The organism is Blautia sp. HCP3S3_G3, assembly GCF_052063365.1.
In the GTDB taxonomy this organism is placed as follows: domain Bacteria; phylum Bacillota; class Clostridia; order Lachnospirales; family Lachnospiraceae; genus Blautia_A.
The window spans coordinates 208,000-224,897 of record NZ_JBQHXR010000002.1 but is presented as its reverse complement, the minus strand read 5'-3'; the positions used below and the strand labels follow the sequence as shown (position 1 = coordinate 224,897).

The window sequence follows — 16,898 nt, the reverse complement described above, 5'->3', positions numbered from 1 at the left end:
ACTGCCATCGGTATTGCCGGTGGCAGTTTTTTGTGTCATGGAAAATGTGATGTGTTTTCCGTGACACAAAAAGCCTTTCTGGCAGATGTGTGAGGATGAGGGTTGTTGTTTAAAGAAGTAAAGGAAAACAGGGATTTTTACAGGCGTATTTTTAAACTGGTTCTGCCGATTGTGATTCAGAATCTGTTGAGTGCAGCAGTCAGTTCTGCAGACGTAGTGATGCTGAACTATGTGGGACAGTCTTCCATTTCTGCTGTTTCACTGGCTTCTCAGTATGCCAGTGTACTGTTTATGGTACTTTATGGGCTGGGTACGGGGGCTACGATGCTTTGCGCCCAGTATTACGGCAAAGGAGATATGCGTGCGATTCAGGCAGTGGAAGGAATCGTTATGCGGTTTACTCTTAGTATTTCCATGCTGTTTGGATTGATGGCGCTGTTTCTGCCGGAACAGATGATGCATATTTTTACCAATGACAGGGAACTGATCGAGATAGGAGCTTCTTATCTTCGGTGTGTCAGTGTGTGCTATATCTGCTGGGGAATTATTGAAGCGTATCTGTCTGTTCTGCGGAGTATCGGCCGTGTGACCATCAGTACGGCTATGAATGTACTGGCATTTTCGCTGAATATTCTTTTGAATGCAGTATTTATTTTCGGACTGTTCGGTGCACCGAAGATGGGAGCAACCGGTGTCGCGATTGCCACTTCTGTTTCCAGATTTGTGGAACTTCTGGCGTGTATGGTGGTTTCTGCTCTGAGCAAAGATATCAAACTGGATTTCCGCTATATGTTTATACGGAATAAGCAGCTGTTTTCGGATTTTGTCCGTCTGGCATTGCCGGCAGTGGGGAATGATGTGAGCTGGAGTGTGGCTTTTTCCATGTACTCGGTCATTCTGGGACATCTGGGTACAGATGCGGTTGCTGCAAATTCTTTCGTTGTTGTGGTGCGCAATTTCGGAACGATTCTCTGCTTCGGAGTGGCTAGTGCAGGCGGGATCCTTCTGGGGAATGTACTTGGAGAAAACAAACTGGAAAAAGCACGAAAAGAGGCCAGTGAAGTGGTCAGGCTGACCGTGTTTACCGGAGCAATCGGCGGTCTGATTGTTCTGGCGGTTACTCCCTTTGTGCTGAAATATGCAGATCTTTCTGCACAGGCCCTGCATTATCTGAAGTATATGCTGCTGATTAATGTCTATTATATTATGGGTACGGCGGTGAATACAACGCTGATTGCCGGTGTCTTCCGTGCCGGTGGGGACAGCAGATTCGGGCTGATCTGTGATACGATCGATATGTGGTGTTATGCTGTACCGTTGGGATTTCTGGCAGCGTTTGTCTTTAAGCTTCCGGTGATGGTGGTTTATTTCCTGCTTTGTACGGATGAATTTGTGAAATGGCCGTGGGTGATCAAACGTTATAAGAGTGGTAAATGGATCCGGAATATTACGAGAGACAACCTGTTTGATCAGGATGAAAAAAATTAGCAATATGAAAGAATGCGGAAAAGTTATTTTACAGGATTGTTTCAGTAAAGGATAATCATGAAATTGCCCCTTGACAATAAAGGGGCAATTTGCATATAATGAATCATACATTGGTTCACAGGGTATCTGATGGAACTTCTTTGAATCTGATGTAAGAGGTACAGCTTTCATGTGCCGGCCGTAAATCAGGGCTTGTACTGGTTTCGACGGGGGCTTTGAAGTTGAGGAAGCCATCCGCAGACTCCTGGACTGCGTACCAACCGGGAAACTAAATATAAACGCTAACGAAAATTACGCGTTAGCAGCCTAAGCGCTGCTCGTCAGTCCTGATGCACTCACACATCAGGAATCTGGCGTCGACTATGTGAGAAACCTTGTCGGGTAAGCTTTGCCCCGGCAGATGTATCATGAAGCTACTGAAGCTGTAAGCCTGTCGGTGGGCGTACAGCCGAGGGAATGTTAAAACAGCGACTGTGATGGGAGATGCCGCAAGGGATAGGCTTTCGGACAGGGGTTCGATTCCCCTCAGGTCCACTTATTATGCAGAATCCGAACTCATCGAGTTCGGATTCTGTGCGTTTGGTTCCGCTTATGGGGTAAAAGCTGCAAAATCCGAACTCGATGAGTTCGGATTTTTTTGCGCTTATTACAATGAATGATGGGGAATCCGTGTTCCGTCTGTGCAGGAAAGAAATTTTTAAACAGGCTCTGGCATCATCTGCTCTAAACAACCATCAGTTTCGCTGACCGTCTTTCCAGATAGAGTGGATCACACCAGAAACCAGTTGATTTTCTCCTGGACGTCTGCGTGCTTCAGATATACAATATTGAATTCACGGATAATCGGTTCTCCCTGAATGGTGAAAGTGGCAATGTCAGGGTCGCTTTCCGCCAGAATGTCATAGACAAAAGAAACACCATAGCCGGCTTTTACCAGATCCAGGATCAGCTTGAAGCTGGAAATACAGATGTGCCGGTGAAAGCGCATCAGAGATTCATTATAGCCCATCAGTTTCTCTTCCAGGATAGCACGGGTGCCGGAGCCTTCTTCACGGTGTATGATCGTTTCGTCCAGAAGCTCGTTAATACAGACCTCACGTCCTGCAAAGGGATGTGTCTTTTGGCAGATTCCTACAAACGGTTCTTTGCGGTACAGCTGGCTGTCATATCTTTTTTTGTCAAAATAGCCTTCAATAATGGCATAATCCAGTTTATTTTCCCTCAGCAAATTTAGAAGATGTTCCGTATTGTCCACGATCAGAGTCAGAGCAGTATCCGACTGCGAAAGAAACTGGTGGATATGATCCGTAATGACATAATCGCCGATGGTCTTGGTTGCACCAATCCGGAGTTCGCGCAGGTCGCAGCTTTTCAGTTTTTGGCGCAGAGCCAGTTCTCTCTGCCGGACCGCACGAATATGATCCTCCAGCAGGCATGCCTCCGGAGTTTTGGTCAGCTTTCTGTTTTCGTACAGAAAAAGCCGGCAGCCATATTCATTCTCCAGAAACTGAATATGCTGTGTGACGGCAGGCTGTGTAATATGCAGGATTTCTGCGGCCTTGCGGTAATTCATTACATCACATACCGCCATAAAAGTTTCGATTCTGTGGTCTAACATAAATCACCTCATAATGATAAATATAAATTATCAAATAATAAGAAATAATAATTTGATATTATCATAAAAGGGCGATATAATCAACATAAAGCAAAGGAAAAAAATCCCAGAACAAAAACAAAGGAGAAACGCATTATGAAGTGTATCGTTATCGGCGGCGTTGCCGCAGGGACAAAGGCAGCAGCCAAGATTCTTCGTCAGGATCGAAGCGCTGAAGTATGTATTTATACAAAAAGCAAAGAGATTTCTTATGCAGGATGCGGACTGCCCTACTATGTGGGCGGAGGAATTGCATCCAGAGATGCACTGATTGTCAATACACCGGAGAAATTTTCCGCATTGACAGGAGCAAAAGTCCGTACTGAAATGGAAGCTGTGAGTGTGGATGCCGCAGCGAAAACGGTCCGTTTTGCCAATGGAGAAGAAACCGGTTATGATAAACTGATCATTGCGACCGGAGCCGTTCCTTTTGTACCGGATGTTGCCGGAACAGATCTTGACGGTGTGTTTACCATGCGTACACCGGATGATGCAATCGGTCTTCGCTCTTATGTGGAAGAGAACAATTGCAAAAGTGCTGTTGTAGTCGGCGGTGGTTTTATCGGTCTGGAAATCGCAGAAAACCTGATGTCCAGAGGGTTGAAGGTGACAGTTGCAGATATGGCAGACCAGGTGATGCCGAATCTTTTTGATACGGATATGGCGGATTATATGCGTCGTCAGCTTCAGCAGAGAGGAATGCGTATTGTCACAGGCGCTGCGCTGGAAGAAATTCTGGGAGAACAGAAAGCATCAGGAATCCGTACCAGTGTAGGAACCTTTGAAGGTGAGCTTGTGGTTCTGGCAATCGGTATCCGTCCGGCTACGGGATTTTTGAAAGATTCCGGCATTGAAATGAACAAAGGAACCATTGTGGTTGATAAATACCAGAGAACCAATCTTCCGGACATCTATGCGGCAGGAGACTGTGCACAGGTTTATAACCGCATAACTGGAAAACCGCAGTGGTCTGCAATGGGATCTACAGCTAATATTACCGGAAGGTGCCTTGCAAAAAACGTGACCGTGGGAAATACTCCATATGGCGGATGTCTTGGCACAGGTGTGGTAAAACTGGCGGAGGATCTGAATGCAGGCCGTACCGGTCTGACAGAAGCTCAGGCAAAGGAAGCCGGATTTGATCCTGTAACTGTAACAGTTGCAACAGATGACAAGGCACATTATTATCCGGGAGCAGCCGGCTTTGTGACGAAATTGATTGCAGATAAAGAGAGCCACAGATTACTGGGAATTCAGACTGTTGGTGCCGGTGCCGTGGATAAAATGACGGATATCGCAGTAACAGGGATTTCCATGGGAGCAAAAGCAGAAGATTTTGATACACTGGATTATTCTTATGCACCGCCATTTTCTACTGCCATTCATCCATTTGTTCAGGCCTGCACGGTTCTGGAAAACAAACTGGCAGGTGAGCTGGAAAGCTTTACTCCGGCAGAATATGCGGCAGGTGCTGCACGCGGTTACCGGGTGATCGATGTTCAGCCGGCTCCTTCTATTCCGGGAGCAGAATGGGTGGATCTGAGCAAGGTAACAGGCCCGATGGAAGGATTTGCAAAAGACGAAAAACTTCTTCTTGTTTGTACAAAAGGCAAGAGAGGATATTTCCTGCAGAATCGTCTGAAAGCATTTGGCTATACCAATACCAGAGTTCTGGAAGGCGGTGTATCGGTGAATCAGGTGAAAGTTCCGCGTACGGAGGGCAAACTCAGTGCAGCAGAGATCAAGCGGGTAAAAGGTCTGGGGTGCCTGCAGGATAAACGATTTGATGATGTTTTTAATGTTCGTGTGATTACCAGAAATGGCCGTATTACAGTAGAAGAACATCGTGCCATCGCGGAAGCTGCTGAGAAATTCGGAAGCGGAGAAGTGACAATGACTTCCCGTCTGACCATGGAAATCCAGGGTGTGAAATATGATCATATTGATGCGGTAATTGAATTCCTGAACGGATACGGTCTGCTTACCGGAGGTACCGGAAGCCTTGTGCGCCCGGTTGTTTCCTGTAAGGGTACCACCTGTCAGTATGGTCTGATCGATACCTTTGATCTCAGTGAAAAAATTCATGAGCGTTTCTATCTGGGGTATCATGGAGTAACCCTTCCGCATAAATTCAAGATCGCAGTGGGCGGCTGTCCGAACAACTGTGTGAAACCGGATCTGAATGACCTTGGCATTATCGGACAGAGAGTTCCAATGATCGATTATTCGAAATGCCGTGGATGCAAGAATTGCCAGGTAGAGAAGAATTGCCCGATCAAAGTGGCAAAAGTAGTGGATGGAAAGATTCAGATCGATCCGAAAGAATGTAATAACTGCGGACGCTGCAAGGGAAGATGTCCGTTTGGAGCATTGGAAGAATACCAGAACGGTTATCGTGTATACATCGGCGGACGCTGGGGCAAAAAGGTTGCACACGGCAAGTCTCTGACAAAGATCTTTACGAGCGAAGAAGAAGTCATGAATGTGGTGGAAAAGGCGATTCTTCTGTTCCGCGATGAGGGAATTTCCGGAGAACGTTTTGCAGATACTGTGGAACGTCTGGGATTTGATTATGTGAATGAAAAACTGATCAGTGGAAATATTGATAAAAATGCGGTTCTGAACAAAAATGTACAGGGCGGCGCTACCTGCTAGGAAGAAAAGAATAATACTGTGAAAATGGGGCTGATGGATTGCAGTGAGTCTGATGGAACTGTAATCCATCAGCCTTTTTTTTCTATTACAGGAAAGTGCTCTGCATTTTTCTGTAATAGAAAAAAGCTGGAAAAGAAAGAGTGGGATTTGGAGATAATATCTGTTATACTATACAAAAGGCAGTTGGGAAGTAAGGAGCGTGTAAAAGAATGGGGATGTATTTAAATCTGGGAAACGATGAACGATATCAGAAAGAATAAAGAATTTTATTCAATTTCACAAAAGTATCATAAATCTCTGCTATAGTAGGAGTCAGGTGTGAGAGAATTATCAAAAATAAAGAAACAGGAGGAACTGCAGTCATGGATGCATTGAAAATACTTGTTGTGGATGATGAAAGCCGTATGCGCAAGCTGGTGAAAGACTTTCTGACGAAAAAGAATTTCCAGGTACTGGAAGCCGGAGACGGTGAGGAAGCCATGGATATTTTTTATAAAGAGAAGGATATTGCCCTGATTATTCTGGATGTCATGATGCCGAAAATGGATGGATGGCAGGTCTGCCGGGAAATCCGCAAGAATTCCAAAGTGCCGATCATCATGCTGACAGCAAGAGGCGATGAACGGGATGAACTTCTCGGCTTTGACCTTGGCGTAGATGAATATATTTCCAAGCCTTTCAGCCCCAAGATCCTGGTGGCACGTGTAGAGGCAATTCTGCGTCGAACCGGTCAGGATATGTCACAGGACAAATTAAGCGCGGGAGGAATCGTAATCGACAAATCGGCTCATATGGCTACTGTAGATGGAAAGCCTATGGAACTGAGTTTTAAAGAATTTGAACTGCTGACCTATTTTCTGGAGAATGAAGGTATCGCTCTTTCCAGAGAGAAAATCTTGAATTCTGTATGGAACTACGATTATTTCGGGGATGCCAGAACCATTGATACGCATGTAAAAAAACTGAGAAGCAAAATGGGAGAAAAAGGCGAATATATCAAGACGGTCTGGGGAATGGGCTATAAATTCGAGGTGGAATCATGAAAGAATCTGAAAAGCCGGAAAGGCATCACAAGTTCCCTGAAAGAGAAAAGACGTCTGTATTTGAGAAAAAAGAAAAAAATAAGAAGTCTGAAAGGCAAAAAAGTTCCAGGAAACCCCAAAAACTCCATTCCATGCGAAATCAGATCGCTGTACTGTTTATTGGACTTCTATTTGTTTCTATTGTAGCGATCAGCGTAATCAATGCGGTTTTTCTGGAAAAATACTACATTACCAAAAAAACCGATGTGATTCTGGAGGCCATGGAAAATCTTCAGGATCTGAAGGTGATACAACAGGGGGCAGATGAGGATGATTCCAATGAGACAGAAGATATTTTTACAGATGGAACAGATACAGAACTGGAGGTTTCGGATGAACTGAGCAGATTCAGTTCGCGGAATAATCTCAGCTGGGTGGTGATCTCCAGGGATAATATTCTGCGTGCCTCTGTGGCAAATGATCCGGATATGCTGAGAAGCCGCCTGTTTGGCTATGCCTATGATCTGGACCGGGATTCCAAGAAGGGTTCCTGGAGAGTGCTGAAGGAAGAAGAAAACTATGTAGTACAGCAGATACATGACCGTTTTGCAAGTATGGATTATGTGGAATGCTGGGGAGAACTGGACAGCGGTGATTATTTTCTAATCCGTACGCCTCTGGAAAGTATTCGTGAAAGTGTGTCGCTTTCCAATAATTTTTACTTCTGTGTAGGGGCTGTGATTATTCTGATCAGCGGTGTGATCATTTGGGTTCTCACGAATAAGCTTACAAAGCCCATCAGTGAGTTGACAGAGCTTTCCAAGAAGATGACAGATCTGGATTTTGATGCAAGATATCAGAGCTGTGCGGGAAATGAGATTGATATTCTGGGTGATAATTTTAATAAGATGTGTATGGAACTGGAGCATACCATATCGGAACTGAAATCTGCCAATAACACACTGCAGCAGGATATTCAGGATAAGATTAAGATTGATCAGATGCGTAAGGAATTTCTGGACAACGTTTCTCATGAACTGAAAACCCCGATTGCTCTGATCCAGGGATATGCGGAAGGACTGAAAGAAAATATTTCTGATGACCCCGAAAGCCGCGAATTCTATTGTGATGTAATCATGGATGAATCTGCAAAGATGAATAAACTGGTAAAAAATCTGCTGACCCTGAATCAGCTGGAGTCCGGCAAAGATGCAGCAGTGATGGAACGATTTGATATCGTATCTCTGATCCGCGGTGTCCTTCAGAGTATGGAGATCATGATTCAGCAAAAAGATGCGAAAGTGATTTTTGAAGCAGAGGAACCGGTCTATGTATGGGCGGATGAGTTTAAAATCGAAGAGGTGGTCACCAATTATACCAGCAATGCGCTGAATCACCTGGAAGGTGACCGTCAGATTGAAATTAAAGTCCTGAAAGAAGAGAAACAGGTAAGAGTAACCGTATTTAATACAGGAACACCGATTCCCGAAGAAGATATTCCGATGCTCTGGAATAAATTCTATAAAGTGGACAAGGCGAGAACCAGGGAATACGGCGGAAGCGGTATCGGATTATCGATTGTAAAGGCAATCATAGAAGGCCTTAATCAGCAGTATGGCGTACAGAATTATGACAATGGAGTGGAATTCTGGTTCACGCTGGACTGCAGTTGAATGCCTGGATTTCGTCAGCGGGATGGTGCTGGAAAGCTTTGCGTATTCTCAAAAAACAGGCAGAAGCAAAGAAATTACTTTGCAACTGTCTGTTTTTGCGTTATACTTGGAAAGAAAATAAAAGTAGTGACAGGATGTGAACATATGATAGGAATTATTGATTACGATGCCGGTAATATAAAAAGTGTGGAAAAAGCATTGCAGTATCTGGGAGAGCAGGCAGTGGTTTCCCGTGATCCTGAAGTTCTGTTAAACGCAGACAAAGTGATCCTTCCGGGAGTCGGCAGCTTTGGTACTGCAATGGAAAAGCTTCACAGCTATGGGCTGGTACCGGTAATAAATGAAATCGTAGAAAGGAAAACACCGTTTCTTGGAATTTGTCTGGGGCTTCAGCTCCTTTTTGAGAGCAGCGAAGAGAGTCCGGGAGTGGAAGGTCTTGGAATTCTGAAAGGCAGAATTGCCAAAATCCCTCCGAGTCCGGGACTGAAGATCCCGCATATGGGATGGAATTCCCTGCATCTTCAGAATGATGGAAGACTGTTTCAGGGGATACCGGAGCAGACTTATGTGTATTTTGTACATTCCTATTATCTGGAGGCGGAAGAGCCTGAGATCGTGAAGGCAGTTACGGAATACAGTACCTGTATCCACGCTTCTGTGGAAAAGGACAATGTATTTGCCTGCCAGTTTCATCCGGAGAAGAGCAGCCGTTACGGTCTGAAGATTCTGGAGAATTTTGCGAAGCTGGGAAAGGAGGACTGCTGAATGTTTACCAAGAGAATCATTCCCTGTCTGGATGTCAATAAAGGACGTGTGGTAAAAGGTGTCAATTTTGTGGATCTGAAAGATGCCGGTGATCCGGTGGAAATCGCCAGGGCTTATGATGCCGCAGGTGCGGATGAACTGGTTTTTCTGGATATCACAGCTTCCTGTGAAGAAAGAGACACTGTGGCGGATATGGTGCGTGCTGTGGCTGCCAATGTATTTATTCCCTTTACTGTCGGCGGAGGAATCCGTACCGTTGATGATTTCAGACGGCTTCTGCGCGAAGGTGCGGACAAAATTTCCGTAAACTCAGCCGCAATCGACCGTCCGGAACTGATCCGTGAAGCGGCAGACATCTTCGGAAGCCAGTGTGTAGTGGTTGCGATCGATGCCAAGAGACGTGAGGATGGCGGATGGAATATTTATAAGCACGGCGGCCGCCTTGATACAGGAATCGATGCCATTGCATGGGCAAAACAAGCTGAGGAACTCGGTGCAGGAGAAATTCTTCTGACCAGTATGGACTGCGATGGGACGAAAGCCGGCTATGATCTGGAACTGACCCGTGCAGTTGCGGATGCTGTTTCCATTCCGGTAATCGCATCCGGAGGAGCAGGAACTCTGGAGCATTTTTATGATGCTCTGAGCGAGGGCGGAGCAGACGCAGCGCTGGCAGCTTCTCTGTTCCATTATAAAGAACTGGAAATCTGTCAGGTGAAGGATTATCTTGCAGATCGGGGAGTTTCCGTTCGACGTATATCAACAGAAGAGAATATGAGGTGAAAAAGAATGGCTCCTTTGTCGGGAGAGTGGCTGGAGGCGTTAAAGCCGGAATTTCATCAGCCATATTATGCGAAATTATACAAAACAATTAATGAAGAATACAAAACCAGAAAGATTTTTCCTCCTGCGGATGAGATGTTCAATGCCTTTCATTTTACGCCGCTCAGTGAGGTAAAAGTCGTGATTCTCGGACAGGATCCCTATCATAATGACGGACAGGCACACGGACTTTGTTTTTCCGTAAAAAAGGATGTGGAAATTCCGCCGTCCCTGGTCAATATTTACCAGGAGCTCCATGATGATCTGGGGTGCTATATTCCGAATAATGGTTACCTTGAGAAATGGGCGCGTCAGGGAGTGCTGCTTTTGAATACGGTGCTGACTGTACGTGCACATCAGGCAAATTCCCACAGAGGAATCGGCTGGGAACAGTTCACCGATGCAGCTATCCGTGTGCTGGACGAACAGGATCGTCCCATCGTATATCTGCTCTGGGGAAGACCTGCGCAGATGAAGAAGTCTATGCTTCATAATCCGAAGCATCTGATTCTGGAGGCACCTCATCCCAGTCCATTGTCTGCATATCGGGGATTTTTCGGATGCAGGCATTTCAGCAGGACAAATGAATTTTTGGAAGCTAATGGACTTACGCCGATTGACTGGCAGATTGAAAATGTATAAAGGAACCGTGAGAAATGGGAAAAGATAATAATACTCTTGAAAAAAATGCAACATTTTTGATGATTGCGGCGCTGATTTCCAAAATTATCGGTATGCTGTACAAAAGTCCGCTGTCTACGACTCTTGGTTCCCAGAGCTTTGCTCTTTTCCAGTTTGCGCAGAATATTTATTTTATTCTTTTGATGATCGCGACTTTCAGTATTCCTCAGGCTGTATCCAAAATAATGGCGGAAAAGATTGCCTTTAAAAGATACCGGGATGCGCAGAAGGTATTCCGCTGTGCACTTCTGTATGCGGTGATCGCCGGAGGAGCAGTGGCACTGTTCTGTGTTTTCGGAGCTTCCATACTGGTGCCGGATAACATGGCAAATGCACGTCTGGCGCTGCAGATGCTTGCGCCTACGATTTTTCTTTCCGGTATTCTCGGGGTATTTCGAGGATACTTTCAGGCATACCGGAATATGCTGCCAACTTCGATTTCGCAGATCATAGAGCAGATTTTTGTTGCAATCGTGGCACTTGGCATGTCCGGATTTATGGTGCGTCATTTCAGCGGACAGGGGGAAGATGTGGTTCAGAGATGGAGTGCAGCCGGAGCGACCCTTGGAACAGGGGCAGGTGTGCTGTCTGCGCTTTTGTTTATGCTTCTGGTCTACAAAGTAAATTCCAGAACGATCCGCGGAAAGATAGAACGTGACAGACGTTCAGTCAATGAAAGCTATTCAGTGCTGATGAAAAGCATCATGCTGATCGTATTTCCTATTATATTAAGTACATTCATTTATAATGTGAATGGTACGGTAAACAGCTATATGTACATGGGAATTATGGGAATGCGCGGCAGAGAAGAGGATATGCTGCAGGTACTGTATGCAGAGTATGGATTTTTTATGACTCTGATCAATATTCCGCTGACTCTGGCAAGTACAGCGCCTACTTCTATGATTCCTGAGGTTTCGGCTCATTATGCGACCGGAGATCTTGAGGCGGCCAATGCCAAGACGGACAGAGCAACATGGATCAGTATGCTGATCTCCATTCCGGCAGCAGTAGGGCTCGCAGTTCTTTCGGGACCAATCACCCGTCTGATTTTTCCGAAAACCAATGGTGTGGCAGGGCAGCTCCTGATTCTTGGTGCAATTACGATTATTCTGAATGGAAATTCCAATATCTCCAATGGAGTGCTGCAGGGAATCGGAAAACCGAACATTCCCATGATTCATGCAGCCATTGCGCTGGTAGTGGATGTGATCGCGATGGCTCTTCTGATGTTTTTTACAGATCTTGGGATTTACGGTGTTGTCATTGCCATGATCGTGTATGCGGTGGTGATGGTCCTTCTCAATGACCGTGCCATGAAGAAATATATGGGACACCGCAATCCGTGGAAGAGTGCCTATCTGTATCCGCTGCTGGCATCCATTCCTATGGGACTGGTGGCAGGAGGGGTATATTACGGACTGTATGCATTGCTTCCTGTCAATATAATCTGTCTGGGAGTATCCGTGATTTTTGCAGTAGTGGTATATTTTGTGGTTTATCTTCTGGTGAGCAGACCGACGGAAGAGGATTTGTCTGCACTTCCGGGAGGACGTTATCTTGCACGGGCTGCAGGAAGACTGTATCGGTCAAAAGATCCGAAATAATCTGCGAAGGTGCATTTTTCTGGATGGATTACAAAGTATCCTGTTGTGTAGAAATATGAAATAAGATATGTTTGGAAAAAGTGCTGAACTGTGTTGCATTTCTGCAGTTCAGCGCTTTTTATCACTCTATTGAGATCTTTATATTTAGTATTGTCTTTTTTATTATAGAAAAATAATGGTAATAAAAAACCGGAGGAAGATGAGAAATCCCTCCGGTTTTTGTGTGCGCATATATTTTGAATTATTGATTGTTATTCAGATTCCTGACTGCTGTGGAGAGCATCAGCTTGATTCGGTTCAGCTGATTGACCTCACTGGCACCCGGATCGTAATCAATAGCAACGATGTTGGCCTCCGGATGGGTTCTTCGGATTTCCTTGATGACACCCTTTCCGACGATATGATTTGGCAGGCAGCCAAATGGCTGGATACATACGATATTCGGCACACCTCCGTGGATGAGTTCCATCATTTCACCGGTAAGGAACCAGCCTTCACCGGTCTGGTTGCCTGGAGATACGATGGGAGATGCCATTTCTGCCAGGTTTCGGATATCTGCGGAAGGTGTGAAATGACGGCTTTCCGCAAAGGCTTCATTGGCGGTTTTACGGATCCATTCGATTCCTTTGATTCCGAGATTGCCCAGGACTGCTTTTGATTTTTTGAATCCAAGATATTCCGATTTAAAATTCTGGTTATAGAAGCAGTAGTTAAAGAAATCGATGAGATCCGGGCAGACTGCTTCGGCACCTTCTGACTCCAGAAGTTCAGCCAGATGGTTGTTGGCAGCAGGCAGGAATTTTACAAGGATTTCCCCGACAATACCGACTCTCGGTTTCTTTTCATCTGTAATCGGGATCGTATCAAAATCATGCACCATTTCCCGGCATAATTTCTTGAACTGGCTGTGGCTGACACTGCCTCCCTGGAGAAACGCAATGACACGCTGCTCCCAGATTTTGTGCTTGCGGTTGACGATGCCTTTTTCCACTTCGTAAGGACGCATGCGGTAAACGCACTTCATCAGGATATCACCGAATACGGCTCCATATACCATACGTTTGGCCAGTGGAAGAGTAATTCTGAATCCCGGGTTGCTTTCGAGACCGCTGAGGTTTGCGGAAATAACCGGAATCTGTTCCATACCGGCTTTTTTGAGTGCACGGCGGATAAAGGCGATATAATTGGAAGCACGGCAGCCGCCGCCTGTCTGAGACATGATGACAGCAGTCCGGTTCAGATCGTATTTGCCGGAAAGCAGTGCATCCATAATCTGACCTACTACGATCAGGGAAGGATAGCAGGCATCGTTGTTGACATATTTCAGACCTACATCCACTGCGTGTTTGTTGTCGTTCGGCAGTACTTCCAGGTGATAGCCGCAGGTATTCAGCACCGCCTGAAGGATGGTAAAGTGGAATGGTGACATCTGCGGGCAGAGGATCGTATAACTCTTCCGCATTTCTTTGGTAAATGATACTTTTTCAATAGAAGCCGGTTTGATTTCCCGTGGTCTGTTCTGAGCTTCCTTGGCACGGATGGCAGCCAGAAGGGAGCGGACACGAATACGAGCAGCTCCAAGGTTGTTGACTTCATCGATCTTCAGACAGGTATAGATTTTTCCGCTGCCGTCAAGAATCTCAAAAACTTCGTCAGTGGTAACCGCATCCAGACCGCATCCGAAGGAATTCAGCTGGATCAGATCCAGATCATCCCTGGTCTTCACAAAGTTTGCGGCTGCATACAGGCGGGAGTGATACATCCACTGGTCATTGACACGGATCGGACGTTCAATCTGCGCAAGATGGGAAACGGAATCCTCTGTCAGTACGGCAATCCCATAGCTGTTGATAAGATCTGGAATTCCATGATGAATTTCCGGATCAATATGGTAAGGACGTCCGGCGAGCACGATACCTCTGCGTCCGGTCTCTTTCAGGCAGGCAAGAGTTTCTTCACCTTTTTTCTGGACATCTTTATGTACCTGTTCCAGTTCTGCCCAGGCCTTGTGAGCGGCAGCCTTTACTTCATCTGCAGGAAGTTCCGGGAATACCTGTACCAGACGGTCGGTCAGAATTGCCTCGGAAGTAAATGCCAGGAACGGATTGCGGAAGTCGATGGACGGATCATGAAGCTCGTCCACATTGTTTTTGATATTTTCCGCATAGGAAGTAACAATCGGGCAGTTATAATGGTTGACTGCATCAGGAAATTCATTTCTTTCGTATGGAACACATGGATAGAAAATGAATTTCACCCCGTTCTTTAACAGCCAGCTGATATGTCCGTGGGCAAGCTTTGCCGGATAACATTCGGATTCACTTGGAATGGATTCGATACCGAGTTCATAAATCTTTCTGGTGGAAGTAGGAGAAAGTACCACTTCATATTTCAGCTCTGTGAAAAAGGTGAACCAGAAAGGATAATTTTCAAACATATTCAGGACACGGGGAATGCCCACTCGGCCTCTTTTGGCCTGATCTGCAGTCAGCGGCTGATAGGAAAACAGCCGTTTATATTTATATTCATAAAGATTCGGAACATGGTCTTTGTTTTTTTCTTTGCCGATTCCGCGTTCACAGCGGTTGCCGCTGATAAACTGGCGTCCGCCTGTGAATTTGTTAATGGTAAGACGGCAGTTGTTGGTACATCCGCGGCAGTTGGCCATGGATGTGGTATATTTCAGTTCATTGATCTTGTCAATGGAGAGCATGGTTGTCTCTTTGCCCTTTTCATACCGTTCTCTTGCAATCAGTGCAGCGCCGAAAGCACCCATGATGCCGGCGATATCCGGACGGATGGCCTCACAGTTGGCGATTCGTTCAAAGCTTCGAAGAACTGCGTCATTATAAAAAGTACCGCCCTGTACCACAATATGTTTGCCAAGCTCCGTGGCATCGGATACTTTGATTACCTTATAAAGTGCATTCTTGATGACGGAATAGGCGAGTCCGGCGGAGATATCGGAAACTTCCGCACCTTCTTTCTGGGCCTGTTTTACCTTGGAGTTCATAAATACTGTACATCTTGTTCCGAGGTCAATGGGATGCTGGGCAAAAAGAGCCGCTTTTGCGAAATCCTGTACACTGTAATTCAGAGACTTGGCAAATGTTTCGATAAAGGAGCCGCAGCCGGAGGAGCAGGCTTCATTCAGCTGTACGCTGTCAACCGTCTGATTTTTGATCTTGATGCATTTCATATCCTGACCGCCGATATCCAGGATACAGTCGACTTCCGGGTCAAAGAATGCGGCTGCATAATAGTGGGACACGGTTTCGACTTCTCCTTCATCCAGAAGCAAAGCGGCTTTGATCAGTGCTTCGCCGTAGCCGGTGGAGCAGGAGTAGGCAATATGCGCATCCTCCGGGAGCAGAGAATAAATTTCCTGGATAGAACGGATCGCGGTTTTTAACGGACTTCCGTTGTTATTGCTGTAAAAGGAGTAGAGAAGGCTTCCATCTTCTCCGACAAGAGCCGTTTTGGTAGTGGTGGAACCTGCATCAATGCCGAGATAGCAGTTTCCTCTGTAAGAGGCAAGGTCACCAGTGGCAATTTTATAGCTGTCCTGACGGGTACGGAAAGCCTGGTAATCTTCGTCTGTGGCGAACAGCGGTTCCATACGGGCAACTTCGAATTCCAGCTTGATGGAATTACGAAGGCGGTCTTTCAGATCTGTCAGAGAAACAACCGTTTCTTTTTTGGAGTTCAGGGCAGAACCGATGGCTGCGAACAGGTGAGAGTTTTCCGGAACAATGGTGTGTTCCTCATCCAGTTTCAGAGTACGGATAAAAGCCTTTTTCAGTTCTGACAGAAAGTGAAGAGGTCCGCCAAGGAATGCTACATGCCCGCGGATGGGCTTGCCGCATGCCAGTCCGGAAATGGTCTGGTTTACCACTGCCTGAAAAATAGAAGCAGACAGGTCTTCTTTGGTGGCGCCCTCATTGATCAGCGGCTGGATGTCTGTTTTTGCAAAAACTCCGCAGCGTGCTGCAATTGGATAAAGGGCTTTGTAATCTTTTGCATATTCATTCAGGCCGGAAGCATCTGTCTGAAGCAGGGATGCCATCTGGTCAATAAAAGAACCGGTACCGCCGGCGCAGATGCCGTTCATTCGCTGCTCGATATTGCCGCCCTCAAAGTAAATGATCTTTGCATCTTCTCCGCCAAGCTCAATGGCTACATCTGTCTGTGGAGCCATTTTCTGGAGAGAAGTGGAAACAGCGATCACTTCCTGTACAAAAGGTACTTCCAGATGCGTTGCAAGAGTCAGTCCGCCGGAACCGGTGATCACCGGGCTTAAAGAAAGTTCGCCAAGTTCGGCGTAAGCCTTCTCCAGCAGATCTGCAAGGGTCTCCTGAATATTGGCAAAGTGTCGTTCGTAATCCGCAAACAGCAGATGCTCCTGTTCATCCAGAATCGCGATCTTGACGGTTGTGGATCCGATATCAATTCCCAATGTAAATGTACTCATATAAATCAGTATTGCCTCCTCATCTAATTACACGTCACATATATACAAAAATTTCTT

The 16,898-nt window shown here is 46.0% G+C and carries 10 protein-coding genes and 1 other RNA gene; 9 read left to right on the top strand and 2 right to left on the bottom strand.

Going from position 1 to position 16,898, the window contains the following annotated elements:
* Window positions 1-105 precede the first annotated feature (105 nt).
* Together ACTNEW_RS04745 and ssrA are read left to right on the top strand one after the other, a co-directional pair.
* The gene (locus ACTNEW_RS04745) at window positions 106-1,488 is read left to right on the top strand and encodes an MATE family efflux transporter (RefSeq protein ID WP_441058510.1); all 1,383 of its coding nucleotides are present in this window, start codon (window positions 106-108) and stop codon (window positions 1,486-1,488) included.
* Between the two features lie 188 nt (window positions 1,489-1,676).
* Window positions 1,677-2,025, top strand: a transfer-messenger RNA (tmRNA) gene (gene ssrA, locus ACTNEW_RS04740).
* 232 nt (window positions 2,026-2,257) lie between these two features.
* On the opposite strand, the gene ACTNEW_RS04735 is transcribed toward ssrA, so the two are convergent.
* The gene (locus ACTNEW_RS04735; protein ID WP_441058508.1) at window positions 2,258-3,106 is read right to left on the bottom strand and encodes a LysR substrate-binding domain-containing protein; all 849 of its coding nucleotides are present in this window, start codon (window positions 3,104-3,106) and stop codon (window positions 2,258-2,260) included.
* A 135-nt stretch (window positions 3,107-3,241) separates the two neighbouring features.
* Here ACTNEW_RS04735 and ACTNEW_RS04730 point away from each other — a divergent pair, with 135 nt between their 5' ends.
* From ACTNEW_RS04730 to ACTNEW_RS04700, 7 genes are all read left to right on the top strand, one after another.
* A complete protein-coding gene (locus ACTNEW_RS04730) occupies window positions 3,242-5,800 on the top strand; it encodes an FAD-dependent oxidoreductase (protein ID WP_441058506.1) in 2,559 nt (852 codons plus the stop codon).
* Between the two features lie 362 nt (window positions 5,801-6,162).
* The gene (locus ACTNEW_RS04725) at window positions 6,163-6,843 is read left to right on the top strand and encodes a response regulator transcription factor (protein WP_441058504.1); all 681 of its coding nucleotides are present in this window, start codon (window positions 6,163-6,165) and stop codon (window positions 6,841-6,843) included.
* Window positions 6,844-6,974: 131 nt separating this feature from the next.
* Window positions 6,975-8,495 carry an ATP-binding protein gene (locus ACTNEW_RS04720; protein ID WP_441058711.1) on the top strand — a complete coding sequence of 507 codons (1,521 nt, stop codon included), beginning with the start codon at window positions 6,975-6,977 and terminating at the stop codon, window positions 8,493-8,495.
* Between the two features lie 144 nt (window positions 8,496-8,639).
* Entirely contained in the window at window positions 8,640-9,260 is a 621-nt protein-coding gene (gene hisH, locus ACTNEW_RS04715; RefSeq protein WP_441058502.1) for an imidazole glycerol phosphate synthase subunit HisH, read from the top strand.
* Entirely contained in the window at window positions 9,261-10,043 is a 783-nt protein-coding gene (gene hisF / locus ACTNEW_RS04710; RefSeq protein WP_441058500.1) for an imidazole glycerol phosphate synthase subunit HisF, read from the top strand.
* Between the two features lie 6 nt (window positions 10,044-10,049).
* Entirely contained in the window at window positions 10,050-10,724 is a 675-nt protein-coding gene (locus ACTNEW_RS04705; RefSeq protein ID WP_441058498.1) for a uracil-DNA glycosylase, read from the top strand.
* A 14-nt stretch (window positions 10,725-10,738) separates the two neighbouring features.
* The gene (locus tag ACTNEW_RS04700) at window positions 10,739-12,370 is read left to right on the top strand and encodes a putative polysaccharide biosynthesis protein (protein ID WP_441058496.1); all 1,632 of its coding nucleotides are present in this window, start codon (window positions 10,739-10,741) and stop codon (window positions 12,368-12,370) included.
* Window positions 12,371-12,611: 241 nt separating this feature from the next.
* On the opposite strand, the gene ACTNEW_RS04695 is transcribed toward ACTNEW_RS04700, so the two are convergent.
* Window positions 12,612-16,841 carry an acyl-CoA dehydratase activase-related protein gene (locus tag ACTNEW_RS04695; protein WP_441058494.1) on the bottom strand — a complete coding sequence of 1,410 codons (4,230 nt, stop codon included), beginning with the start codon at window positions 16,839-16,841 and terminating at the stop codon, window positions 12,612-12,614.
* Window positions 16,842-16,898 lie beyond the last annotated feature (57 nt).

Bases quoted from the DNA above. Each gene is read 5' to 3' on its own strand.
- ACTNEW_RS04735 (WP_441058508.1), bottom strand. From the start codon at position 3,106: ATGTTAGACCACAGAATCGAAACTTTTATGGCGGTATGTGATGTAATG.
- ACTNEW_RS04730 (WP_441058506.1), top strand. From the start codon at position 3,242: ATGAAGTGTATCGTTATCGGCGGCGTTGCCGCAGGGACAAAGGCAGCA.
- ACTNEW_RS04725 (WP_441058504.1), top strand. From the start codon at position 6,163: ATGGATGCATTGAAAATACTTGTTGTGGATGATGAAAGCCGTATGCGC.
- ACTNEW_RS04720 (WP_441058711.1), top strand. From the start codon at position 6,975: ATGCGAAATCAGATCGCTGTACTGTTTATTGGACTTCTATTTGTTTCT.
- hisH (WP_441058502.1), top strand. From the start codon at position 8,640: ATGATAGGAATTATTGATTACGATGCCGGTAATATAAAAAGTGTGGAA.
- hisF (WP_441058500.1), top strand. From the start codon at position 9,261: ATGTTTACCAAGAGAATCATTCCCTGTCTGGATGTCAATAAAGGACGT.
- ACTNEW_RS04705 (WP_441058498.1), top strand. From the start codon at position 10,050: ATGGCTCCTTTGTCGGGAGAGTGGCTGGAGGCGTTAAAGCCGGAATTT.
- ACTNEW_RS04700 (WP_441058496.1), top strand. From the start codon at position 10,739: ATGGGAAAAGATAATAATACTCTTGAAAAAAATGCAACATTTTTGATG.
- ACTNEW_RS04695 (WP_441058494.1), bottom strand. From the start codon at position 16,841: ATGAGTACATTTACATTGGGAATTGATATCGGATCCACAACCGTCAAG.